At 70.7% G+C, this 21,689-nt stretch carries 26 protein-coding genes and 1 pseudogene; 18 read left to right on the forward strand and 9 right to left on the reverse strand.

Going from position 1 to position 21,689, the window contains the following annotated elements; all coding sequences use genetic code 11:
• Positions 1-133: 133 nt before the first annotated feature.
• The 5 genes from ACFV4G_RS11905 to ACFV4G_RS11925 form a co-directional block, all read right to left on the reverse strand.
• On the reverse strand, positions 134-1,087 hold the full coding sequence (locus tag ACFV4G_RS11905; protein ID WP_380439124.1) for a DUF2637 domain-containing protein: 954 nt from the start codon (positions 1,085-1,087) through the stop codon (positions 134-136).
• Entirely contained in the window at positions 1,084-1,641 is a 558-nt protein-coding gene (locus ACFV4G_RS11910) for a WhiB family transcriptional regulator (RefSeq protein ID WP_380439126.1), read from the reverse strand. The genes ACFV4G_RS11905 and ACFV4G_RS11910 overlap by 4 nt, the downstream gene beginning before the upstream one ends.
• Positions 1,642-1,749: 108 nt before the next feature.
• Positions 1,750-2,457, reverse strand: coding sequence for an ATP-binding protein (locus ACFV4G_RS11915; RefSeq protein ID WP_380439128.1), 708 nt, complete (start codon positions 2,455-2,457; stop codon positions 1,750-1,752).
• On the reverse strand, positions 2,457-3,506 hold the full coding sequence (locus tag ACFV4G_RS11920; RefSeq protein WP_380439130.1) for a hypothetical protein: 1,050 nt from the start codon (positions 3,504-3,506) through the stop codon (positions 2,457-2,459). Before ACFV4G_RS11920 ends, ACFV4G_RS11915 begins: the two co-directional genes overlap by 1 nt.
• Position 3,507: 1 nt before the next feature.
• Positions 3,508-3,831: a transcriptional regulator gene (locus ACFV4G_RS11925; RefSeq protein ID WP_380439132.1), complete on the reverse strand. Its 324-nt coding sequence runs from the start codon at positions 3,829-3,831 to the stop codon at positions 3,508-3,510.
• 759 nt (positions 3,832-4,590) lie between these two features.
• Here ACFV4G_RS11925 and ACFV4G_RS11930 point away from each other — a divergent pair.
• A complete protein-coding gene (locus ACFV4G_RS11930) occupies positions 4,591-5,538 on the forward strand; it encodes a zinc-binding alcohol dehydrogenase family protein (protein ID WP_380439134.1) in 948 nt (315 codons plus the stop codon).
• A gap of 103 nt (positions 5,539-5,641) precedes the next feature.
• Positions 5,642-6,496 carry an IclR family transcriptional regulator C-terminal domain-containing protein gene (locus tag ACFV4G_RS11935; RefSeq protein ID WP_380439136.1) on the forward strand — a complete coding sequence of 285 codons (855 nt, stop codon included), beginning with the start codon at positions 5,642-5,644 and terminating at the stop codon, positions 6,494-6,496.
• A 170-nt stretch (positions 6,497-6,666) separates the two neighbouring features.
• Here ACFV4G_RS11935 and ACFV4G_RS11940 read toward each other — a convergent pair whose 3' ends face one another.
• Entirely contained in the window at positions 6,667-7,863 is a 1,197-nt protein-coding gene (locus tag ACFV4G_RS11940; protein ID WP_380439138.1) for a hypothetical protein, read from the reverse strand.
• Positions 7,864-8,144: 281 nt separating this feature from the next.
• The gene (locus ACFV4G_RS11945; RefSeq protein ID WP_380439140.1) at positions 8,145-9,224 is read right to left on the reverse strand and encodes a UDP-N-acetylmuramate dehydrogenase; all 1,080 of its coding nucleotides are present in this window, start codon (positions 9,222-9,224) and stop codon (positions 8,145-8,147) included.
• 433 nt (positions 9,225-9,657) lie between these two features.
• Here ACFV4G_RS11945 and ACFV4G_RS11950 point away from each other — a divergent pair.
• Positions 9,658-9,882: pseudogene (locus ACFV4G_RS11950) on the forward strand (HD domain-containing protein); the annotation flags it as partial.
• 182 nt (positions 9,883-10,064) lie between these two features.
• Positions 10,065-10,202, forward strand: coding sequence for a hypothetical protein (locus ACFV4G_RS11955; protein ID WP_380439276.1), 138 nt, complete (start codon positions 10,065-10,067; stop codon positions 10,200-10,202).
• On the opposite strand, the gene ACFV4G_RS11960 is transcribed toward ACFV4G_RS11955, so the two are convergent.
• Positions 10,203-10,673 (reverse strand): NUDIX domain-containing protein, encoded by a 471-nt coding sequence (locus ACFV4G_RS11960; RefSeq protein ID WP_380439142.1) that lies wholly within the window; start codon positions 10,671-10,673, stop codon positions 10,203-10,205.
• A complete protein-coding gene (locus ACFV4G_RS11965; protein WP_380439144.1) occupies positions 10,670-11,344 on the reverse strand; it encodes an XRE family transcriptional regulator in 675 nt (224 codons plus the stop codon). The genes ACFV4G_RS11960 and ACFV4G_RS11965 overlap by 4 nt, the downstream gene beginning before the upstream one ends.
• A 256-nt stretch (positions 11,345-11,600) precedes the next feature.
• On the opposite strand from ACFV4G_RS11965, the gene ACFV4G_RS11970 reads away from it, so the two are divergent.
• The 14 genes from ACFV4G_RS11970 to folE all read left to right on the forward strand — a co-directional run bounded on the left by ACFV4G_RS11970 (position 11,601) and on the right by folE (position 21,576).
• A complete protein-coding gene (locus ACFV4G_RS11970; RefSeq protein ID WP_380439146.1) occupies positions 11,601-11,876 on the forward strand; it encodes a hypothetical protein in 276 nt (91 codons plus the stop codon).
• Positions 11,877-12,009: 133 nt separating this feature from the next.
• Entirely contained in the window at positions 12,010-12,726 is a 717-nt protein-coding gene (gene queC, locus ACFV4G_RS11975) for a 7-cyano-7-deazaguanine synthase QueC (protein WP_380439148.1), read from the forward strand.
• Complete coding sequence (locus tag ACFV4G_RS11980) at positions 12,723-13,124, forward strand: 6-pyruvoyl tetrahydropterin synthase family protein (RefSeq protein WP_380439150.1); 402 nt, start codon at positions 12,723-12,725, stop codon at positions 13,122-13,124. Before queC ends, ACFV4G_RS11980 begins: the two co-directional genes overlap by 4 nt.
• Complete coding sequence (locus ACFV4G_RS11985) at positions 13,121-13,834, forward strand: 7-carboxy-7-deazaguanine synthase QueE (protein ID WP_380439152.1); 714 nt, start codon at positions 13,121-13,123, stop codon at positions 13,832-13,834. Before ACFV4G_RS11980 ends, ACFV4G_RS11985 begins: the two co-directional genes overlap by 4 nt.
• Positions 13,835-13,994: 160 nt before the next feature.
• Positions 13,995-14,777, forward strand: coding sequence for a reverse transcriptase domain-containing protein (locus ACFV4G_RS11990; protein WP_380439154.1), 783 nt, complete (start codon positions 13,995-13,997; stop codon positions 14,775-14,777).
• 11 nt (positions 14,778-14,788) lie between these two features.
• Positions 14,789-15,352, forward strand: coding sequence for a formylglycine-generating enzyme family protein (locus tag ACFV4G_RS11995; RefSeq protein WP_380439156.1), 564 nt, complete (start codon positions 14,789-14,791; stop codon positions 15,350-15,352).
• Entirely contained in the window at positions 15,349-15,792 is a 444-nt protein-coding gene (locus tag ACFV4G_RS12000; RefSeq protein WP_380439158.1) for a hypothetical protein, read from the forward strand. Before ACFV4G_RS11995 ends, ACFV4G_RS12000 begins: the two co-directional genes overlap by 4 nt.
• Positions 15,792-16,829, forward strand: a complete 1,038-nt coding sequence (locus ACFV4G_RS12005) for a glycosyltransferase family 2 protein (RefSeq protein ID WP_380439270.1) — start codon at positions 15,792-15,794, stop codon at positions 16,827-16,829. The genes ACFV4G_RS12000 and ACFV4G_RS12005 overlap by 1 nt, the downstream gene beginning before the upstream one ends.
• Positions 16,826-17,773, forward strand: coding sequence for a radical SAM protein (locus tag ACFV4G_RS12010; protein ID WP_380439160.1), 948 nt, complete (start codon positions 16,826-16,828; stop codon positions 17,771-17,773). The genes ACFV4G_RS12005 and ACFV4G_RS12010 overlap by 4 nt, the downstream gene beginning before the upstream one ends.
• On the forward strand, positions 17,770-18,327 hold the full coding sequence (locus ACFV4G_RS12015; RefSeq protein WP_380439162.1) for a phosphoribosyltransferase: 558 nt from the start codon (positions 17,770-17,772) through the stop codon (positions 18,325-18,327). Before ACFV4G_RS12010 ends, ACFV4G_RS12015 begins: the two co-directional genes overlap by 4 nt.
• Positions 18,324-19,457, forward strand: a complete 1,134-nt coding sequence (locus ACFV4G_RS12020; RefSeq protein WP_380439164.1) for a glycosyltransferase family 4 protein — start codon at positions 18,324-18,326, stop codon at positions 19,455-19,457. Before ACFV4G_RS12015 ends, ACFV4G_RS12020 begins: the two co-directional genes overlap by 4 nt.
• Complete coding sequence (locus tag ACFV4G_RS12025) at positions 19,457-20,320, forward strand: 5'-3' exonuclease H3TH domain-containing protein (RefSeq protein WP_380439166.1); 864 nt, start codon at positions 19,457-19,459, stop codon at positions 20,318-20,320. The genes ACFV4G_RS12020 and ACFV4G_RS12025 overlap by 1 nt, the downstream gene beginning before the upstream one ends.
• Complete coding sequence (locus ACFV4G_RS12030; RefSeq protein ID WP_380439168.1) at positions 20,317-20,934, forward strand: PIG-L deacetylase family protein; 618 nt, start codon at positions 20,317-20,319, stop codon at positions 20,932-20,934. Before ACFV4G_RS12025 ends, ACFV4G_RS12030 begins: the two co-directional genes overlap by 4 nt.
• Before the next feature lie 48 nt (positions 20,935-20,982).
• A complete protein-coding gene (gene folE / locus ACFV4G_RS12035; RefSeq protein ID WP_380439169.1) occupies positions 20,983-21,576 on the forward strand; it encodes a GTP cyclohydrolase I in 594 nt (197 codons plus the stop codon).
• The last annotated feature ends 113 nt before the right edge of the window (positions 21,577-21,689 follow it).

Genomic DNA, 21,689 nt, shown 5'->3' on the forward strand with positions numbered 1-21,689 from the left:
TACCGCGACGGGCCGCCCGCCTCGCCCGGGGGGGGGGGGTGGGGGCTCTGGGGGGCGGATCTGTTGGGGGGGGGGGGGGGGCGCGGCGGGGGGGGGGCCCCCGGGCCCCCCCCCCCCGGCGGCAGGGTGTCGGTCAGGACCGACTGGCGGTGACCGGCTGACCGTGCTGGTCGCGCAGCTGGGCCATCAGCTGCGTCAGGGTCGCGCTGGACAGCGGGATCTGCTGACCGCGGATCGCCTGGGCGACCACCCGGCGGGTCAGCTTGTCCTCCGCCTCGACCGCCTCGCGGGCAATGGCCAGCAGTTCCTCGGTGTCCAGGTCAGTGCGGCGGTCGGAGACCTCCTGGTCAGTGACCTGTGGGGCGGTGACCTGACCAACGACGGTCGGTCGGCTGGTGACCGGCTCGGCGCCACCGGGGTGACCGCCCAGGTCAGCGGGCGTGGTCAGGCTGACCGCGCTGACCGGGGTCGGCTGCGGCGGGTTCTCCGACACGGTGACCGGACGACCGACCGGCTGACCCGCGCCCCAGTGACCGGCGCTGTCCTGACGGCCGGTCAGCGCGGCCGGTCGCTCGGTCAGGTCAGCCTCGACGGCCACCTGACCGAGGTCGGCTTCGGTCGCTCGATCACCACGGTTGTCGGGGTCAGTCGGGTTGACCTGTCCGCGGGCGATGAGGATGTAGAGGTGGACGGCACCGGCCAGGGCGAGCGGGGCGATGGTGGACAGCACAGCGACAACCGTGTCGCCTAGCCGCAGTCCGGTTGCGGCGCTCTGCTCGTTCATCCGGACTGCGTGCAGGGCGTTGGCCCACAGGCTCGCCCCGGTGGCCGCGCCGAAGAGCGTCCAGACGTAGATCCGGGCCCGCAGCGGGGCATCACGCAGCACCAGCAGGGCGCGCACGCCGTAGGAGATGAACCCGTCGATCACAAGCGGGAACAGGTAGGTGAGGAAGCCTCGGACGTGGATGGCGATGGCCATCTGTTGGAGGGCGTCGTAGGAGAGCGCGCAGCCGGCGGCGCCGAGGGCGATGACGACGGCCCGGTCCCAGCCCGTGACGGGGGCGGTGGTCGGCGTGCTGGTGGTCACGCGGCCGTCCCGAAGCCGTGGCGGCCGAGCTGGTCGGCGGTGCTGGTGCCGGCCGAGGCGGCGCGGGCGGCTTCCTCGGCGATCTCCCGGTGGCGGATCGCCCGGCGGGTCTCACGGTAGAGCCTGAGGGCGTGCTCGTCGGTGATCTTGAGGAGCCAGGCGAGTCGGTCGACCGGGACGCCCTGGCGGTACCCGGCGAGGACGATCGCCCGGCGCTCGGCCTTGGTGAGGTGGACGTCGCGCCCGGACAGGGTGGCGTTGACCCGGCTGTAGTCGAGGCGGTCGGCGATCTTCCTGTGCAGGGGCTCGCGCTCCTCCTCGGTGAGGCCGCCCCGGATCCCGTGGGTGTCGCCCGTCTCCAGGGCGGCGTCCAGGCAGGCGCGGGCGACGGGGCACTGGGCGCACAGCGCCTTGGCGGTGGTGATCTTGCCCGCGTCCTCTGGTCCCGGGAAGAAGGCCTCCGGGTCGACGGGGTTGTGCTCGGTCGGGTTGCAGGCGGCCTGGTCCTGCCAGGTGTGGTCGCCGAGGCCGCGGTGGCGGGCAGGTGTGGTCATGCGGGGTGTGCTCCGATCGCTCTCCGCGCGCAGGGCGGCGTCGGCGGAGAGGTGCGCTGGGTCGGTGAGTTGTGGGCGGCTCGCCGGGGCGGCCGGGTGCGGCGGCGGTCAGGCGGCGCGCTGGAGGCGTCTGCGGTCGACCGGCTCGAAGGCGACCCGGGTGGTCATCTGGGCGAGCCGGGAGGTGACGCGGTCACCGAGGCAGGTGCGGAGGTCCTTGATCGGCAGGTTGCTGGTGATCAGGGTCGGGAGCATGTGGTTGTAGCGGCGGTTGATCAGCCGGTAGGTCTGCTCTTCGACGAACTCGGAGCTCTTGGCGGCTCCGAGGTCGTCGAGGATCAGCAGCGGCACCCGGCTGTAGGCGGCGAGGACCCGCTCGGCGTCGGTGTCCGAGCTCGGCCGCAGCTCTGCGTAGAGGTCAGCGGCAGTGGTCGCCCGCCAGCGCACGCCGATGCCGGCCTGCACCAGCCCCCGGACAGCGCCGTACGCCTCGTGGGTCTTGCCCGCGCCGACGACCCCGGCCATCAGCAGACTCGGGCCGGTGGCGACCTGACGGCGGGCACCGAGGCTGGGAGCGACGGCCTGGGCGGCAACCTGCCGCACCCAGGCCAGGACCTGCGGGTGCTCGGCGACCGCATCGCGGTAGCGCGGCGGCATCCCGGCGGACAGCGCGTCCTCCGGCGAGAACGGCTCCGGCTCGTCCGCGAGTTCGTCGACCGTGGCCCAGTCGATGCCCCGGGTGGCGAGGATCTTGGCCATCCGGTCGAGCACCGACGGGCCGTCGGCGAGGGTCTGCGGGTCGCGGCGGGTACGCATCACAGCTCCTCGGCGTAGGCGGCGGCAGCGTCGACCGGGTTGGTCCACGCCTGGTGAGCGGGCACGTTAGGCCGCGAGCCCGGCCGCGCCAAACCGGCGCCCTGGGCGTTCATGGCGTCGTTGACCAGGCTCGGCAGCCGGGACGGATGGCCCTGGATCTCGGCAAACCGCCGCAGCCCGGACCGGACGTGCTCGGCCGCAATGCCTTCGTCCAGCAGGGTCTTGACGACCTTGCCGAGGTGGCCCAGCACGCTGCCCGGCGGGCGCCGGCTGCATGCGGCGACGTACTCGCCGATCAGCTGGCTGGCCGAGACGGTGTCCGCGTCGGGCGCCTGGTGCCCCGTAGGGAAAGAAGATCCAGGATCCAAGATCCTAGATCCAGGCGCCGAGGGCTCCGGGAGGATTCGACGAGGCTTCGGGGAGTCCTCGGCGAATGCCGTTTGACCTGCGGCTTTTCGAGGTTCCGGCACCGGCGCACGATCGGCGGCGACCGTCGGGTCCGCCCCGCCCGCACCAGCCGAAGCGGCCGGTGCGGGTGCGGTCGGGAGGGGCTCGGATCGTGGGTCGAGCCCGGCCGGAGTCCTCGCCGAGGTTTCGGCGAACTCTCGCCGAGCGCTCGAAGAGGTCTCGGCCACGGTTCCCGAGGTGTCGGCGAGGGCGGCCCGCTGGATGCAGGGGCCCTTGCAGACGCCGCACCGCTGCGGCTCGCAGTGCGGGCACACGGGCAGCCGGGACAGGCTCGGCTTGTCGATCTTCTGGTGGTTGTTCCAGGTCGGGTAGTGGAAGTACTTCCGGCCGTCGCAGCCGGTGTACCGGCAGATGGCGCCGGCAGAGGCGAGCTGCTGGAGGTGCTGCTCGACGTCCGCCCGGCCGATCTCGTCGCGCATCGGCCAGATGAGGCCGTAGACGATCGCGGCGTTGTCGCGGTGGCGGCCGTGGTCGTCGGCGTGGTTGGTCATGCCTAGGAAGGTGACCATCGCGGGTATGGACACCTCGGCGAGCGTCTCGCTCACCCAGGTCTCGGGCTTGATCGCTCGAATACGCGCCATGTCAGCGGCCCCGAACTGCAGGACATGCGGCGACGGCGAGTTGGCCGGTCGTGAGGTCGAGGGTGTGCGGACGCGACCAGTCGGCGTTCGGGTGAGCCCGGACGATCCACTGCGCGGCGACCCTTCTGACGACAAGGCTCAACCGGAGCGGGCGGCCGGCGGCATCGGTCGCGCGGGCATACGCGCGGGGCCACTGCGTCGCCGGGTCCTTGAAGCTGACGGCCACGGCTACGGCCCCGGGGATCATGTGGGCGAGCTGGAGGGCGAGTCGGCGTCGGCGGCCGGTGTCCGGGCATGCCGGGGTTTCACCGGGCAGGGTGTGCATGCGATACTCCGTGCTTCGTAGGAGCGCGCGCGGCGGTCTCGTGCGAAGAAGTCCCGCTGCGCGCGTGGTAGTGAAATCGACGCCTTCCACGGCGTCGGGCCCGGCGTCCAGGAGCTGGTAACTCCCGGGCGCCGTTCGCTTTTTCCGACCCACGTGGGACGGAACGGAGCGCTGGCCATCGGTCGTTGGCCCCGCCTTCTGCGGCGGCGGGAGCACGACCATAGGGCGACCGGCTGCACAGATCCAGCTCATTGACTCCCCCTCGGCCGAGCAGCGATGACGCAAGCCGACCGACGAGCCCGGCGCCACTGTTCCGCCCCACCGGTCGCCCGGAGTGAGTCCGCGTGCGGCCGGACGGTCTCCCGCAGAATCCCCCTTGAAGAACCTCCACGCGAAACCCTCGGGACGACATTAGGTTTCCTAAAAGGAGCGGGTCAAAAAATGCCCGATATCTACGCGCGTAGCTCTGCCCGTTTCTCAGAGACTGAGAAACGATCTCCATACCACCGCTCCGGCCACCCCCAAGGACAGAAGCACCCCCACAGGCACCCCCTTGATTGTTTGACGGGAGGTCAAGTCGGCACTTGAATCGGCAACGTGATCAATGCCACTCGGGCGACAGCCCTGGAACTTCGGGACGCCTTCCCCTATATGCAAAGCTCGGAATTGATCACCCGCTCGGCAGGTATATTTCCCCGAGTGGCGCCACATGCCACTACGAACATTGAAGCCAACATTCAAGATTCAGGACTGAACAACATGCGAGCTATTGCCGTAAGACAGTTCGGCGGCCCCGAAGTGCTGGAACCCTGCGAGCTCCCCGAGCCCTCGGTTCGTCCCGGCCACCTGAAGCTCCGCACCCGCCTGGCCGGCGTCAACTACGCGGACATCCACCTTCGGGAAGGCACCTACCCGGCACCGATGCCCTGCCCGTTCATCCCGGGCAACGAGGTGCTCGGGAGCAGCGAGGACGGCCGGCGCTTCGTCGCGCTCAGCCGGGGAGGCGGCTATGCCGAGACCACCGTCGTCCACCGCAAGCTCGCCTTCGAGGTGCCGGAGGGCATCGCCGACCACGACGCGATCTCGCTGATGCTCCAGGGCAACACCGCGTGGCACCTGCTCTTCACCGACCTGCGGGTTACGGCCGACGACACCGTCCTGATCCCGGCCGCCGCCGGCGGCGTCGGCTCCCTCGCCGTCCAGCTCGCCAAGCACGCCGGGGCGAGCGTCGTCGCCATGGCCTCCAGCGAGGAAAAGCGCATCACCGCCCGCGAGTTGGGGGCAGACGCCGTCGTCGATTCCTCCATGGCCGAAAGCCTCACTGAGCGGATCCTCGACGCGGCAGGCGGCCCCGTCTCGGCTGCGCTGGAGATGACGGGTGGCGATGTCTTCCACGCCACCCTCGCCGCCCTCACCCCCCGCGGCAGGATGGCCGTCTTCGGTGCTGTCACCGGTGTCGACGGCCTCGTGCCGATCACCAGCCTGCTCGCCGGGTCGAAGGCCGTCAGCGGCTTCTGGCTCCCGAACCTCTACCCGTCGCGCACACACCTCAACGACTCGATGTCCGCGCTGTTCACCGCGGTCGCCGAGGGCTGGCTCAAGCCCCTCAACGGGCCGGTCTACAAGCTCGGCCAAGCCCGTCAGGCCCACCACGACCTCGCCGCCCGCCTCACCACCGGCAAGATCGTCCTCGACCTCGACCGCTGACGAACGTCGCATCCGACTTCCACGATCGCTCGTCCCTCACGTGCATTCGCGGTACACCCTCATCGCGCCGCCGGCCGGCGCGAACCATCCACTCGGAACCCACATGAAGATCACCAGCGCGTCCGCGGTCGACACCGTCCCAGGGCAACTCCGGAGCGACGCACCGCGCAAGCCACCCACTTCGCTCGCGGCCCGCGCCTTCGCCGTCCAGCAGGCCTTCACCAAGCTCCCCGGCAAAGTGCACGCGCTGCGCGCCATCGCCACCGCCGCCGGCCTCGACGACGCCACCACCCACCGCATCCTGCAGACCGGCGTCACCGACGGCATCTTCGAACAGGTCGGCCGCGGCCGCTACCGTCTCGGCACGGGCACCGCCCGCGCCGGCGTCCAGGCCATGGCCCACTCCCCCGGCGCCGCCTCGACCCACGGAATCCTCGAACGCCTCCACCACGCCACCGGCGGCCTCGCCCTGCTCTACGTCCTCTCCCCCTTCGGCGGCGCGAAACGGCTCTGCACCGACTACGTCATCGGCGACATGGACCCGGCCGAAGTCGGCATGACCGCCGAAGACGTCGTCTCCGTCTCCCGCTCCCTGCGCACCGGGGCCTCAGGACGCGTCATCCTCGCCTACCTGCCCCAGCCCATTCGCGAACTCGTCCTCGCCGAGGAAGTCCCGCCCACCGCCGGCCCCGGCGTCATCCGCGACAACGACGACCTCGCCGCGTCACTCGACGAGGTCCGCCGCCTCGGGTTCGGCGTCGGCCGCCAGGAGTGCATGGCCGGATGGGACTCCGTCGCGGCTCCGGTCCTGTGGCACGACTCCGTCATGGGCGCCGTCCTCCTGCTCAAGCGCTCCGCCGAAATGCCCAGCGACCTGCGCCCGTTGATCTACCACACCCTCAAGGCGGCCGAGAGCATCAGCGATCTGACCACGAGCCCGCTGGCAACGCCCGCCTGACCCTAATCGCGAGACGGCCGACAGCAAGGCTCAGGAGGGCGTGCCTCGCTCAATTCGTCGAGGGCACGTTGCACGAGCGGCTCGTGCCGGTATGGCACGAGGTGCTCGCGATAGCGGGTGGAGAGCGCCGGTGGCAGGATCCCGGCGGCCGCGACGGCGTGACGGACGACCTACGCCGCACGGTCCAGCTCACCAGCAGCGATCCGGGTCTCCAGGACCTGGAGCAGCCAGCCGCTGGCGTGCGGAGACCTCGCGCCGTCACGCGGCGTGGTCAAGTACGGCGTCACGGTGTCGATGTACCGGTCAGCCTCTCGGACGTCACCGAGGTTGAGAGCGACCCGAGCCCTGGCAAGCGTGAGCACGAGGTGGTGCGCGGCGTCGTCCGTGGTACCGCTGTGGGCGGCGAGGGTCTGCGCCGCCCTGTCCAACGAGCGGGCGGCACCGCCGGCTTCGCCTTGGCGGGCAAGGGCCAGGGCGTCCTCCTCGTGCAGCACGATCGCGAAGTCCGGCGAGTAATGCGGGAAAACGACACGGGCGGCACGGACGAGCAGGCGGGCATCAGCGGGATCGTCGGCGTCCAGGTAGCGGAGAGCCAACAGCATCATCGCCGCGGACACCAGCCCCGCGTCCCCCGCCACGGCAGCCGCCCGCATCGCGGCCAGGGTCTGGCGCTCACCCCGGGCGTACTCACCCAGCGTGTTGCAGATCCAGCCCAGCTGCAGCCCGCTGCTCGCCGCGAGCACGAGCAGCCGCCGGCCCGTTCGCCGGTCGTAGCCCGCAGTGGTCAGCAGCCGCACCGCCAGCCGGTGTTCGGCCAGAGCGGCTACGTACAGGGCATCCGGCGTGACATGCGAACGGTTGAACTGCTGCTCAAGGGACGCGACGCGGAGCTCAAGCCAGTCCAGTTGCTCCACCGCCGGCGGCGGTCCGTCCCGGGAATGCCCGCCCACCGGGTCGGCGACCCGTGCGCTCACGGCCGTCAGCTGGTCCGCGAGCGCGTGTCCCCGCAGGACCAGCGACGGCGGGCACGGAGCCTCCGCGAGGTGGCTGGAGCCCCGCAGAGCCGCGACCGCGCTCTCGGGAGTGTGCTGCCCGTCGTGCAGAAGCGCATCACCGACGGCCAGATACAGCCAGTGCGGCCAGCCCAACCGGTCGACCTCGACGGCCGGCACGTCATGGATCTCCGCCATCGCCAGCTGCGCGGTGTACTCCGGCACGATGCGCCCCGACTCCCACCGCGACACCTTCTCCCGCCGGGCCGCCATCCGCCCGAACCCGAGCCCGGCATGCCGTTCGGCCACAAGGCGGGCGTACTCGGGGTGCGAGAGGCCCATCCCCGTACGCAACAACATCAGCGGATGGACCATGGGCACTGCCTCGGAACTATCGGAATCACAGTCGGGAAGATCTGATCCCGCCACGCCATAAGAGCCTAGGCACCCCACCGGCTCCCCGCCAGGCAGCAAGGCACCCCCGAAGGCACCCCTCCACGCGGTTGCCAAAGTGATCATGCTCCGCACTGCGGGAGGATCACCGCTGGCAAGGCTCTTCGACGGCTGCAAGTGCGGCGTTCTCCGAGTACGCCTTCGCCTCCGAGCCCCATGGCCCTGCCAACGAGACCGCCACCTGACGTTCGGCGCCTTGTCCGTCAGGGGGCTGCAGAGGCGAGCGCATCCTGCTTGAGGCGGAGGTAAGCCGGCTCGTCGCCGAAGAGGTCGGGCTCGGGGGTCAACCGGATCCCCGTGGCCTTCTGCACGGCATCGGCGACGGTCCGGGCTGCCTCGGCGAACGCGGCGGCTGTGGCCTGACCGCCGGCGACGAGCGTGAAGTGCTTGGTCGACATGCGGACGCCCGGGGCGATCGTCTGGCCGAGGGTGAACCCGGCCGCCTTGATCAGCCAGCTGGCACTGACCCTGGTCAGGCCGTCGGGGAAGTCGTTCACGGGCGCCTCTTCGGCTCGAAGTTCCTCGGCCTGTCCGCCGTTGACCACGGGGCTGAGAAAGACGCTGCCGACGTTGCGGTTGTCGGGGTCGCTGGCGTCGAGCACCATGCCCTTGCTGCGTCGGACCGCTAGAACCGCGGCGGCGGCCTCGTCGAGCGGGACGGACTCGCCCTTGGCGATGCCCAGGAGCTTGGCGACCATCCCGTAGGTGATGGGAGTGCTCAGCTGGGCGGGACGAAGTCGGAAGGTGACGGTGAGCAGGGTCCAGCGGTTGGAGCGCTTGAAGATGCTGGTGCGGTGGCCGAGCCGGCAGTCCGCGGCCGAGAGCGTCACCTCGCGTCCTGCCGTCCAGTCCCAGGCGGTGACGTCAACGAGGATGTCCGCGACTTCCTGCCCGTAGGCGCCGACGTTCTGGACCGGGGTGGCGCCAACGGTCCCCGGGATGCCGATCAGTGTCTCCATCCCGGTGAGTCCGTTGCCGATGGTCTCCTCGACGAGCTCCTGTAGCGGGTGTCCGGCCTGGACCGTGACGACGACGCTTCCGTCCGGCGCACGTTCGAAGACGGCTCCGTGAGTGGCCATCCGGACGACGGGCACCGCACACCCCGCGTCGGCGACGAGCACGTTGCTGCCGCTCCCGAGGATCAGCGGGACCTGCTCGCGTCTGGCGAGCTCGACGACATCGCCGAAGTCGTCGAGGTCGGTCAACTCGGCGAGGTGGGCGGCGTTGCCGCCGATGCCGAGTGTGGTGAGCGGGGCCAGGGGAGCATTGGTGCGGACGTGCATGCCGTTCCTCGGGGTGGGGGCTGGGGCTCAGGCTCAGGCTATGCGGTCAGGAACACGTGGATCCGGTCGTTGACCTATCGGGCGACGGGGCTGTCGGCGCGCCCGGTCCGAGTCGAGGTAGGCGCCGAGGTCGAGGGCCTGGTGAGCGGCGTCGGCTGCGCCTTCGAGCCGGCCTCTCCCTGGCCAGGCTCGCGTCACGGACGGTCACCATCCGATGGACTCCTCAGCAGCCGCGAACGCCGACTCCCATTGGGACGCCTTCCGGTCGCGCTGTGCGGGAACTGGCGTGCCCGGTGAGCGCTGTGTTCGTACACGGCGCTACCGTCAGCAGGATGCTCTTGGCGATCGCCCCGGCACGAACCCTACGACCCGGGAGGCCGTGACTTCGAAGAGGGCGCTGCCACCGAATCTCAACGTGGCCTAGCCTGGCGCGATGCATCCGAGCCTCGCGTACCGGACCGCCGAGTCGCTGCTCTCCAGCATTCCGTCGCGTTGGGCGCACTCCTGCCGGGTCCTTGAGCAGGCCCGGCTTCTCGCTCCGGTGCTCGGCACAGACGCCGAGCTGGTCGCCGGCGCCGCGATCCTCCACGACGTCGGCTATGCCGCCTCCGTCGTCGACACCGGCCAGCACATGATCGACGGCGCACGCTATCTGAGCCGCCTCGGATCGATCCGACGGTCTACTCGCTCGTCGCCTACCACTCCTCGTCGGAATGGGAAGCGGCCGAACTGGGCTTTTCGGCCGAGCTGGCGGTCTTCCGTCGACCGCCGTCGGAGCTCCTGGACGCGATCACCTACTCCGATCTCACCAGCGGCCCCGACGGCACCGTCGTCGAACCCGTGTCCAGGCTCGACGAAGTGCTTCGGCGGTATGACGCGGACCACGTCGTCCACCGCGCGGTGTCAGCGGCCCGGCCGGCGCTCCTGGCCATGGTCGACCGCGTGACAAAGCGGCTGGCCGAAGCCGGCCGCATCTGATCAGCCGAGGTAGGGGGCCGCTTCCTCCCGGAAACCGTGGGTGAGGCGGAGCCTGGTTGTCGGGGCGATGTCCAGCGTGTCCAGCTCCTCAAGCGGCACCCACCGGACCTCGAAGGACTCGGAGCTGGCGCGCAGTTCGCCGCCAACCGGCCTTGCCCGGAAGCACAGGGAGAACTCCTGGCGGACTTCCCCGTCCGAGAACTCGATCACGTGCCCGGGGTCGCTGTAGGTGCCGACGAGGCCGGTGACCTCGACCTCGATGCCCGTCTCCTCAAGTACCTCGCGGACGACGGCACCCGGGAGGTTCTCACCGATCTCTAGGACCCCGCCCGGCATCCCCCACCGGCCATTGTCGGAGCGCCGTTCAAGAAGCAGTTCGCCGCGCTCGTTCACCACGAAGGCGGTAACGGCGGGGACGATGCGCTGGGCCTTCGGGGCACCGGGGTCGTCGAAGTAGTCGGTACGGCTCACGATGCCTGCCTCGGTAGGGGAACAGCACTCGCCCAGACCTTTTCGAAGCTGTGCTGGTAGGTCAAGACCAGCTGGGCGCCGGCGACACGCCTCAGGTGAAGCACCGGGGTCAACGGGGCGCTCACGCCGTAGATCTGGGTGTTGACGAGCATCTCGTCGTCGAACCTGTACAGGGAGTTGTGCAGCGTGGAGCAGTGGGATCGGAACTCGATGCCGGGCGTACCGTAGAGCGGACGGTAGAGCTTGATGACCTCGCGTACCTTGTACGCGACGCCCTCGCCGATCTCCTCTTCCTCGCCTCGGCGGGCGATCTCAGCACTGTCCGGGTCGCCCAGCAGCAGACGAACGCGAACCCCCGCTCGCGCCCGTTCAACGAGCGTTCGGTGCCACCGTGGGTTCTCCGCGAGATGGACGCCGGCATGCACAAGGACGCCGATCTCGGTAGTTGCCCGTTGGGCGAACTGGAGCCACAGCTCTGGTGGCACGGAGGAGCGGTGCGGGTAGAGGTGGACGATCTCGGCGTCGGCCTCGTCCAGGCGTTGCGTGTCGGACTTCGCGTCCGGCCAGAGATAGTCCTCGTCGATCTGCAGTCTGGCCGCTGCCGCCTGTCGATGACGCCGATACGGTTCGCGGCTCTTGAGGATCCAGCGCTCCACCGTCTTGGCATCCACGCCGCAGTGCTTCGCCAGCTCCCCCTCCGTAACGCCTCGGATAACGAGAGCCGATCGGAGACGTTCGTTCGCCATTGCGCTCCCGAGTGGGACGTCTTGGGACGTACTGAGGCCTCACGACGATACCGAGGACGTCCCGAGACGTCCAGCTCAGATCTGATCATGTCCCTTTCCTGCAAGGCATTCTGAGCGTCCGTCCAGTCGCCTGGCTCTATCGGGCGAGCGGAATTCAGCTGCTCATCTGCGGAGACTGACCATGAATTCGCTCTCTCTCAATGGCACCGCCGCCGCGCGGCGCAAAGCGCGTGCGGGGGTCGGCTACCGGCAGTCGGGAAGTGGTTCGCAGCGTCTCGGAGCGCGCGCCTCCAAGCGTCTGGAGGCCGCTCTCGAAGCTGGGTGGCTCGCCGGGAATCTCCTGGGCCTGACGCTGCTGGGCCTGCTCGTCGACCACCAGCTGAACAGGTCCGAGGAACCCACCGTGGTCCTCGCTCCGAGCGCCCCCGACACCTCGTTCACCGGAACGACCACGTAGCCGAGCGACCACGCCCGTACACATCCTCGCGCCTTGTCAGATCCGCCGGCCGTTCGAGAAGTCCGGCTGACCCCCTGGGCAAGCCGCCCGGACTCACTCCGCCCTCCGTGCTGGAGGACTACGAGAAAGATGTATGGAGATGACTGAACACGTGTCCCCGCGTCACGCGGTGGTGATCGCCTCTGGTGGGCTGGACAGCACCACCGTCGCCTACTGGCTCGCCGGAAACGGCAGCAGGCTCACGATGCTCTCCTTCGACTACGGGCAGCGACACCGGAAGGAGCTCGACTTCGCGGTGCTGATCGCCGACCGTCTCGGCGCTCGCCACGAGGTGGTGGACCTGGGCGGGCTCGGCCGCCTGTTGTCGGGCTCGGCGCTGACCGACTCCGCCGTCGCGGTGCCGGACGGCCACTACACCGCCAAGAGCATGCGCAGCACGGTGGTGCCGAACCGGAACACGATCATGTTGTCGGTAGCGGTGGGTGTGGCGGTCGCCTCGGGTGCGGATGCCGTGGCGTTCGGTGCCCATGCGGGCGATCACGCCGTCTATCCCGACTGCCGCAGCGAGTTCTTCGACCTGTTCGCCGTGTTGGCTCGGGTCGGGAACGAGGGGTTCGTCACTGAGGACTTCCGGTTGCTTGCTCCGTTCATCAATCAGTCGAAGGCCGACATCGTGAGGGTAGGCGAGCAGGTCGGTGTGCCGTTCGCGGAGACGTGGTCCTGCTACCGCGGCGGCGCGCTGCACTGCGGGACGTGTGGGACGTGCACCGAGCGGATTGAGGCGTTCGAGCTGGCCGGCGTCGATGATCCGACCGTGTACGGCGCCGCGTCGTCGGGAGTGGCCCGATGAGCGGGCTCGTCCTGCCCGGCCGGTACCGGATCGCGAAGACGTTCCGGTTCGAGGCCGCGCACTTCCTGCCCGGCCTGCCAGAAGGGCACCAGTGCGCCCGGATGCACGGCCATTCCTACGAGGCCGCGTTCGTGCTCGCAGCCGACCGGTTGACGGAGCCGGGCTTCGTCACGGACTTCGGCGACCTCGGCCTGGTGAAGAAGATGATCGACGGCACGCTCGATCACCGGGTGCTGAACGACGTCCTGCCGATCGCGCCGACGTCGGAGAACCTCGCCGCGTGGCTGGCCGGCTGGTTCGTGGAGCAGCTGGAACCGGGGCTGCCGGGTCGGCTGGTGTCGGTTCGGGTGTCGGAGACACGGACCAGTTGGGCCGAGTTCGTGTTGGAGGAGCGGTGAGCCTGTCCGAAGGCAAGCTCGCCGGCGGCAGGGGGCTGCTGGTGGCGGAGTGCTTCGGGCCGACGCTCCAGGGTGAGGGCCCGAGCTGCGGGCAGCAGGCTCTGTTCGTACGGCTGTCGCGGTGCAACCTGCGCTGTCCGGGGTGCGACACCCCGGAGACGTGGGACTGGTCCCGGTTCGACCCGCGCGAGGTTTCCACCCGCATCGGTGTCGAGGACCTCGCAGCCTGGGTGATGTCCTGGTCGTCGCGGCTGGTGGTGGTCACCGGGGGCGAGCCACTGCTCCAGCAGGACGCGGTCATCGACCTGGTGCGACTGTTGCCCGGGCGGCGAGTGGAGGTGGAGACCAACGGGGCCGTCGTCCCGCGACCCGAACTGGTCGAGACGGTGGCCGGGTTCAACGTCTCGCCGAAGCTGGCGGCCTTCGCCGCGCCCGGCGACCGGCGGATCAACCCGCAGGCGCTGCGGGCGTTCGCCGCCTGCGACCGGGCCCGGTTCAAGTTCGTCGTGCGCGAAGCCGGTCAGCTTGATGAAGTCGCCTCCCTGGTGGATGAGTTCTCGCTCCCCGAGGTGTGGATCATGCCGGAGGGCACGAGCAGCGGGGCGGTTCTCGGCGGGATGCGGGCGCTGGCGGACGAGGCCCTGGCCCGGGGCTGGAACCTCACGCCGCGGCTGCACACGCTGATCTGGGAGGGCGAGCGTGGTCGCTGAGGGCAGCAAGACGCCTGAGCGGCGCGGTCGTTCCGGCTCCCCTAGGCCGCGCGTGTTGGGTAGCGGCCAGGCTTTCGGTGCGGAGGGGAGCGGGATCCTGCAGGCCGCTCAGGCACGACCCACTATAGACAACTCCCGTGCACCACGCGCCCATTCGCTGATGCCGTTCCTCGTTGACGTCCCGCACCTGAAGACCGCGGCACGCTCCTGCATGCGCCGGGCCGGCGCCCCTGGGGCCGACGGGATGAGCTGGGCCCAGTTCCGGCAGGGCCTCGGCGGCCGGCTGAAGGTTCTGGCCGAGGAACTGCGGACAGGCTCGTGGACGCCGGGGCCGGTGCGCGAGGTGGAGATCACCTCGTACACCGGCAAGACGTTCCTGTCCGTGATCCCGACGGTGGCGGACCGGGTCGTGCAGCGGGCGATGCGCAACGCGATCGAGCCGGTGCTGGAGCAGCGGGCGTTCGCCGACTGGGTCTCGGGCTATCGGGCCGGGCGCAACCGGATCTCCGCGCTACGCGACGCCGACCGGCACCTCCGTGAGGGCTGCCGGTGGGTCGCGGACGTGGACGTGCGCAGGGTGTCGGAGGGGTCGAGCGCCGCCGAGGTCACCGACTGGCTGGCCGAGCACGTCACGGACGGCTCGTTCCTGCGCCTGTTCGAGCGGGTGCTGGAGCCGCTTCCGTGCCCGATCGTGCCGGGGACGGCGTTGGCGCCGCTGCTGATCAACCTGCGTCTGTCCCGGGCCGACGCCCGGCTGGCCGGGCACCGCGTCGTGCGGTTCGCGGACAACTACTGCGTCTTCTGCGACGGTGCCGAGCAGGCCGGCGAGGCCCTCGAAGCCGTCACCAAGGCGCTGGTCTGCTGCGGACTGCGGCCCAACCTCGCCAAGTCAAAGGTCTGGGCCGGGGCGAACGCCGAAGACCTGTTTCTGATCGCCGGATGAAGGCGGGAGCGATGACGACGAACCTGGCCGGGCAAGCGCTCGCCTGGGTGCCGGTGACGGGCGGGACGTGCCTGTTCGGTGACCGGCGGAAGCCGGTGAAGGTGGCCGACCTGGAGTGGACGGCGACACCGCTGACACCCTTCCAGCTCGGGCTCGGGTCGGACCACCGGCCGCTGGTCGGGGTGGCCCATGCGCAGGCGGCCCGGATCGCGGCCGACCTGGGTGGCCGGCTGCCGCTGTCGAAGGAGTGGGAGTGGGCGGCCTCCGCGGCTGAGCGCCGTCTGTTCCCGTGGGGCGACGATGAGCCAAACGAGACGCGGGCGAACCTGCGCGGCACCTGCGGACGGCTCACCCCCGTCACATCCCACCCGCGCGGTCGGACCCCGGACGGGCTGTGGGACATGGCGGGCAACTGCTGGGAGTGGACGTCGTCGGCCACGATCGGCGACGGCTTCGTGATCCGCGGCGGCTCCTTCAACTCGCTGCCGCTGTACGCCCGGTGCACGTTCCTGAACGCCGCGCCCGCCGAGCTCGCCTCACCCGGTATCGGCTTCCGGGTGGTGAGGGCTGCGTGATCGGCGACCTCGTGATCGCGGGCTGTTCGCACCGCAAGGCGCCGGATTCCCGGCCGCTGCCCGCCTTGGAGCGGTACACCGGCGGCATCGCCCCGCAACTGTGCGCCCGATTCGCCGGGCACCGGGAGGCCCGCGGCCGGATCCGCTTCCTGTCCGCCGCCTACGGCCTGGTCCGGGCGGACGACCTTCTCGCCCGCTATGACCAGCGGCTCGACGCCGGTCTGGCCCGGCAGCTGCGCCCGGTGGTGGCCGAGCAGATCCGGCGCGACTTCACGGCCAACGGCGTCCCGCGGCGGGTGCTGCTGGTCCTCGAACCCGACTACCTGATCCTGCTCGCCGACCTCTTGGCCCTGCCGCAGCGCCCGGCACTGCACTGGATCTCCGACCCTCGCGGCTGGCCGCAGGCCGCCGCCGTGCTCGACGAATGGAGGTGGCCGTGATGCACGCCAGCCTCGCGGACACGCTCAGGACCCAGGCCAACAGCCACCGGTACTTCACGACGGACTTCACCGCGCGAACCGGGGTGGGCTGGCACCAGCCCACCCCCGCGGGCGCCAGCGCCGGCCGGTACCTGTCGGTCGTGATCCCCGCCCGCAACACCGCCTACGCCCTCCCCACGGTCCTGGACGCCCTCGGTGCCCAGCAGCACGCGGCCGAGGTGGAGGTGATCCTGGTCGACGACGCGTCCACGGACGAGACGTTCGACATCGCCCGCCGGCACCCGGCGGTCACCACCGCGGTGCGCCTGGCCGAGCGACGCGGCTCGGCCGCGGCGCGCAACACCGGGGCCCGCCTCGCCCAGGCGCGGACCGTGCTGTTCGTCGACGCGGACATGGTGCTGCCCTCGCACGTGATCGCCGACGTGGCCGCACGGGCCGCGGACGACACCGTGCTGACGGGGTTCCGGCACAACGTCCCCTGCCAGGCGGCGCCGTGCAACGGGGTGCGGCTGCCCGATGGGCCTCCGCTCCTGGCGGCCGACCACCGCGTCGTCTGGACGCCTCCCGTGGGCAAGGTCCTGCCGTACTCCGGCATCACGCTCACCGAGGAGCTGGACGGGCGACCGCTGGACGCCACCGACGACTTCCAGGCCCTCGGCTACGGGCGGTTCTACTTCGACTGGGACCTGCCGAGGATGGCCGTCACCGCGCTGCTGGCCGTGCCGCGCGAGCAGCTCGTGTACGTCGGCGGTTTCGACGAGGGGTTCGGTGTGCTGGGCTGGGGCATGGAGGACACCCACCTCGGCGCGGCCCTCATCGCCGCCGGCTGCCTCGTCATCCCGCTGCGCCAGGCCGTCGGCTTCCATCTCGACCCGCCGGACGCCGCCGCCCAGTGGCAGGCCAAGCTCGCCACCTGGCCCGCGACGCTCGCCCGCTACCGCCACCTGCTGACTCTGCCCGCACCCGCCGGACAGGTCCGCGCCTTCGCCGCCACTGCCGACAAGCACCTGACCGACGCTGAGGTGATCACCCGATGATCCGTACCTTCGCCGCCGCCACGTTCGGCGCCACCACCGTCGTGCATGACCCGGCGGTCGGCACCAACCACCTTCCGCCCCAGCCGCTCCCGGCCGGCTGCGTCGCCCTGGACGACCAGCAGGTCACCGCCTGGCCCATGGCCGACCCGGCCGCCCTCACACTCGACTACCCGCTGAGCATGTGCTGGTCCCCGATCGTGCGCTGCAACCTGGCGTGCCCCCAGTGCCTCGACGATAAGACCGTGCGCGAGTCCACCCCGGCCGAACGACGCACCCTCGTGCGCCACATCGCCGCCTCGGGCGTTCTGGGCGTCGACATCTCCGGCGGCGAACCGCTGCTGCTGCGCGAACTGCCCGACCTCGCACGGGCGATCCGCAGCCGGGGAACCAGCGTGGTCAGCTGCACCACCAACGGCTGGCACCTCGCCCGCCGAGCCCGGGCACTCGCCGGCGCCCTCGACGCGATCCGGGTCTCCCTCGACGGCGCCACCGCGGCTACCCACGACACCTGGCGCGGCCCAGACAGCTACCGGCGCGCCATCACGGGCATCCGCGCCGCCGTGGCCGAAGGCCTGTTCGTCCAGCTCCAGATGGTCCTCATGCAGTCCAACATGCACGAGGCCCAAGAGCTGCTGGACCTCGCCGCTCAGCTCGGCGCCGGCGGGGTGACCTTCCTGCAGATGCTCCCCATCGGCGACGGCGCCGCCCTCGCCGCCGAGCAGATGCTCACGGACGACCAGGCCCAGGAGACCGTCGGCCCGCTCACCGTCCCAGCCGGTGTCCGGGCCCGGCTGCGCACACGGCAGAGTGCGGGCGGCTTCACGGTCCTGCGCGCCGACGGCTTCGCCTGGCGCAACACCCGGGGCGCCACCGGCATCTCCACGTTCATCCCCGTCACCGGCCCGGCCGACCTTCGCCTGCCCACCTCCGGGAGCAGTTCATGACCAGCACCCCTTACGCCGCAAGCCGGGTCTTCGCCCAGCGGATTCCGTTCACGCCGACGCGCTACCAGTGCTTCGACGCTGCCCGGTTGCTCGCCGAGTCCGTCGTCGGCACCGACCCTGCGGTCGGCTGCGTGATCGGCATCGCCTCCGGCGGTATCGAGCCGGCCCGCCTCATGGCCGACTACCTGAAGGTGCCCTTTCACGCCGTCACCGCCCGGCACAACATGAGCGACGCCTTGTTCCAGCAGGCCACCGGCGACGTCCGGGTCCTCCTCTCGGACACGTTGCCCGCCCGCTTCAGCGGGACGGTGCTCCTCGTCGACGACATCGCCGGCACCGGAGCGACGTTCGCCGCCGTCACCAACGCGTTGGCCAGCCGGCTCGACGCCGCCGCCGCGATCATGACGGCGGCGCTGTTCCGCAACCGCGGCTGCCCGCAGAACCCCGACCGGTGGGCCTGGACCGTCAACGACTGGGTCGTCTTCCCCTGGGAGAACCCTCCGCAGGGCCAGACCCAGCCCGTCCCGGCCCTGCGGCGGGTGAACTCCAGGTGACCACCGCCACCTCCTCCAAGGGCGTCCTGCTGGTCCTCGCCTCCTGGACCCCAGACTCCCCGGCCGGCATCGAACGCGCGACGGCCGCCCTGGCCCTCGGCCTCGCCCAAGGCGGCCACCGGCCCGTCATCGCCACCGCCGCGCCCCAGCCCGAGAGCCCCGGCCTTCCCGGCGTCGCCATCGCGCACCTGCGCCTCGACGACGTGCGCTTCCCCTGCGACGACGACGTTCTGCGGCGCGCCATCACCTACCAGGACAGCAGGCTGACCCGGCAGATCCGGGACCTGATCACCGAGTACCGCATCGACACCGTCCTGTTCTGCGACGCGCTGTGGGGGCTCGGCCGCCTGCGCAGCGACATCCCCGGTCACGTCCGCCGTGCGCTCGCCGCCCACGTCAAGCCGCACGTCCTCGACGCCGGGCCCGCGCTCGCCCGCGCGACCCGTGTTCTCGTGCCCTCCGCCGTCGTCCGCAACGAACTGGCCGGCTGGGGCCCGCGGAACCTGCGCGTCGTCCCTAACGCACTCATGACCGACGCCTCGGCAGCCCCACCCACGCCGTCCCGCCGCGAGCAGCTGCGACGCCGAGGCCCAGTGCGCGTCCTCGCACGGCTCGGACCGGAAAAAGGCGTACTCGACCTCCTGGAGGCCGCCTCCGGCTGGAACCGGCCGGTCGAGGTGGCCCTCGCCGAAGCCGGGTTCGAGGACAGCACGGGCTCCCAATCCGAGCTCCTCGAACGCTGCCGCCGAGCGGCGGCCCGTACTCGGGGCATCCGGCTGCGCGGCGGGCTGGCCTGGGACGAGGTGCTGCCCTGGCTCGCCGGGGCAGCGGTGGTGATCGTCCCCAGCCTGAAGGAGACCTTCGGCCTGGTGGCCCTGGAAGCAATGAGCGTCGGCACCCCAGTGGTCGCCTACCGGATCGGGAACCTGCCCGCCCTGATCGAGCCGGCCGGCCACGGCGACCACCTGCTCGTCGACCGCGTCGACGGCCCCGCCGCCCTCCACAAGACGGCACAGACCCTCTTGGAAGATGACATACTGTACGCCGCGACTACACAGACCGTGTATCGGAGAGCGGCAGCATTCCAGCCGCGCCGAATCGCTGAACTCTTCCTAGAGGCGGTGTCGTGATGCCCAAAACCCCTGTCACCCCTGCGCCGTTGCTGCTCGTCGACGGCTTCAACCTTCTATGGGCGGGCACCTTCGGCTTTCCCGCACCGATCTTCTCCCGCGACAAATCCCGTGAACTGACCGGCCTGTTCGCCTTCTTCGCCCTGCTGCGCGCCACGATCCGCGACGACCTCGACGTTGCACCGCCCGAGGTCCTGGTCGTCTTCGACGGCGAACACGGCGCCGCCGACCGCGTCGCCACCGACCAGGACTACAAGGCCAACCGGGAGGCGACGCCGGAGGCACTCAAGCCGCTGCAGTTCCTCGCCCCGGTGAAGGACGGCCTGGACGCGTACGGGATCCGGTGGGTCGAGGTCGACGACGCCGAAGCCGACGACGTCATCGCCACCCTCGCCACCCGGGCCGCCGCGTCCCGGCCGGTCCTGGTCATGTCGCGGGACATGGACTTCTACCAGCTCCTGACCAACCACGTGCGGATCCTCAACCGCTCCCGGAAGTCGTCCCAGCGCATCATCACCGCCGAAGAGGTGCTCGCCCGCTACGGCGTCACGCCGGTTCAGTGGCCGGCGTTCCGTGCCCTGACCGGTGACAAGTCCGACAACATCCCCGGCGTCCGGGGAATCGGCCCGAAGCTCGCCGCCGCCCTCCTGCGCGACGGTCTTCCGCTGCGCGACCTTCCCGGCTCCGGACGCCTGACCGGCACCAAGGGCGCCGCGATCACCACCGCCTGGGCGAACGTCCTCCGCTGGGAAGCAATGATCACGGTGTGCCGCGATCTGGACGTTCCCATCGTCCTCAGCGGCCAGGCGAGCCCTCAGCTCCCCAAGCCCGCCGACGTCGTCGAAAAGCTGGGACTCTGGTGACCGCCTCCCTTCCCGGATCGGTGCTGGCCGTCTTCGCCCACCCCGACGACGCCGAACTGTGGGCCGGCGCCACCCTCGCCCACCACGCCAGGCACGCCGGCGTCACCATCACCGTCCCGCACCACGACGACGTCCGCGACGCCGAGGCCCGAAAGGGCGCCGCCGTCCTCGGCGCCGACCTGCACCAGGTCCCCCGCCTCGACCACGCCACCGTGCAGCAACTACTGCTGGACATGCGGCCGGAGATCGTCATCACCCACCCGGTCGACGACGTCCACCCCGAGCACCGGGCGGTCGCCTCCGCCGTGCTCGCGGCCGTCCCCGAGCCCCGGATCTCCACCGGGTACCCGAGCCGCTTTTACACCTGCGACACCTACAACTCGCTGACCCTCGACGGCCCGGTGCGCGCCGACGTGATCGTGGATGCGACCGCGACGTTCGACACCAAGCTGGCCGCGCTGCACGAGCACGCGAGCCAGCCGATCGAGCAGCACTTCGGCCCGATGGCCGAGACCCTCGGCCGGCTCTGGGGCGCCCGCATCGGCACCCGGTACGCGGAGGCGTTCACCGCCGTGCCGATCCTCGGCTGCCTGCCCGGCGCCACCCACCTCTGACACACCGCACTTCGCGACCCCGTCAACCCACCCCAAGGGGGACGATCAGTGACGTCCATACCCACCCAAGCCCAGCGCCGCCCTGTCGACCGCGCGCGTGTCGCGGAGCTGACCCGCGAACTGCTGCTCGCCCTCGGCGAGGACCCCGACCGCAGCGGCCTCAAGGACACACCCCGCCGAGTCGCCGACTGGTGGGGCGAGTTCCTCGACCACGACCCCGGCAGGCTCGACACCGCCTTCGCCCAGGAAGGCCAGTACGGCGACTTCGTCCTGCTGACCGGCATCGAGGCATGGAGCGTCTGCGAGCACCACCTGCTCCCCTTCCGCCTCGACGTCTCCATCGCCTACGTCCCCGACGCTGCCGTCCTCGGCCTGTCCAAGCTCGTGCGGCACTTGGAGGCCCACACCCACGCCCTCCAGCTCCAGGAACGCATCACCCACGACGTCGCCCACGACCTCGCCAAGGCCGCCGGCACCGACGACGTCGCCGTCTTCACCGTCGGCGAGCACCTGTGCATGAGCATGCGCGGCGTCAAGGCCACCACGGTGCGCACCACCACCATGTGCCGCCTCGGCCGCACCGAAACCGACCTCGCCCTGGCTGCCCGCATCGAACGCCTCGCGCTCCCCGCTCGCCGGTAGCTACCTCCGGCCCTCGACACACCAGGAACCGGCCTTGTCCGTCCACCACTTCACCATCACGAGCTCGCTGGGCACCGACGCGGCGACGGCCGAACTCTGGCAGCAATTGGAAG

Source organism: Kitasatospora sp. NPDC059747, from assembly GCF_042732955.1.
GTDB lineage: Bacteria > Actinomycetota > Actinomycetes > Streptomycetales > Streptomycetaceae > Kitasatospora.

Bases quoted from the DNA above. Each gene is read 5' to 3' on its own strand.
- ACFV4G_RS11990 (WP_380439154.1), top strand. From the start codon at position 13,995: ATGCCGTTCCTCGTTGACGTCCCGCACCTGAAGACCGCGGCACGCTCC.
- ACFV4G_RS11940 (WP_380439138.1), bottom strand. From the start codon at position 7,863: ATGGTCCATCCGCTGATGTTGTTGCGTACGGGGATGGGCCTCTCGCAC.
- ACFV4G_RS12025 (WP_380439166.1), top strand. From the start codon at position 19,457: ATGCCCAAAACCCCTGTCACCCCTGCGCCGTTGCTGCTCGTCGACGGC.
- ACFV4G_RS12010 (WP_380439160.1), top strand. From the start codon at position 16,826: ATGATCCGTACCTTCGCCGCCGCCACGTTCGGCGCCACCACCGTCGTG.
- ACFV4G_RS11925 (WP_380439132.1), bottom strand. From the start codon at position 3,831: ATGCACACCCTGCCCGGTGAAACCCCGGCATGCCCGGACACCGGCCGC.
- ACFV4G_RS12005 (WP_380439270.1), top strand. From the start codon at position 15,792: ATGCACGCCAGCCTCGCGGACACGCTCAGGACCCAGGCCAACAGCCAC.
- ACFV4G_RS11980 (WP_380439150.1), top strand. From the start codon at position 12,723: ATGAGCGGGCTCGTCCTGCCCGGCCGGTACCGGATCGCGAAGACGTTC.
- ACFV4G_RS11970 (WP_380439146.1), top strand. From the start codon at position 11,601: ATGAATTCGCTCTCTCTCAATGGCACCGCCGCCGCGCGGCGCAAAGCG.
- ACFV4G_RS11910 (WP_380439126.1), bottom strand. From the start codon at position 1,641: ATGACCACACCTGCCCGCCACCGCGGCCTCGGCGACCACACCTGGCAG.
- ACFV4G_RS11995 (WP_380439156.1), top strand. From the start codon at position 14,789: ATGACGACGAACCTGGCCGGGCAAGCGCTCGCCTGGGTGCCGGTGACG.
- ACFV4G_RS11930 (WP_380439134.1), top strand. From the start codon at position 4,591: ATGCGAGCTATTGCCGTAAGACAGTTCGGCGGCCCCGAAGTGCTGGAA.
- queC (WP_380439148.1), top strand. From the start codon at position 12,010: ATGGAGATGACTGAACACGTGTCCCCGCGTCACGCGGTGGTGATCGCC.
- ACFV4G_RS11915 (WP_380439128.1), bottom strand. From the start codon at position 2,457: ATGCGTACCCGCCGCGACCCGCAGACCCTCGCCGACGGCCCGTCGGTG.
- ACFV4G_RS11935 (WP_380439136.1), top strand. From the start codon at position 5,642: ATGAAGATCACCAGCGCGTCCGCGGTCGACACCGTCCCAGGGCAACTC.
- ACFV4G_RS12015 (WP_380439162.1), top strand. From the start codon at position 17,770: ATGACCAGCACCCCTTACGCCGCAAGCCGGGTCTTCGCCCAGCGGATT.
- ACFV4G_RS11945 (WP_380439140.1), bottom strand. From the start codon at position 9,224: ATGCACGTCCGCACCAATGCTCCCCTGGCCCCGCTCACCACACTCGGC.
- ACFV4G_RS11920 (WP_380439130.1), bottom strand. From the start codon at position 3,506: ATGGCGCGTATTCGAGCGATCAAGCCCGAGACCTGGGTGAGCGAGACG.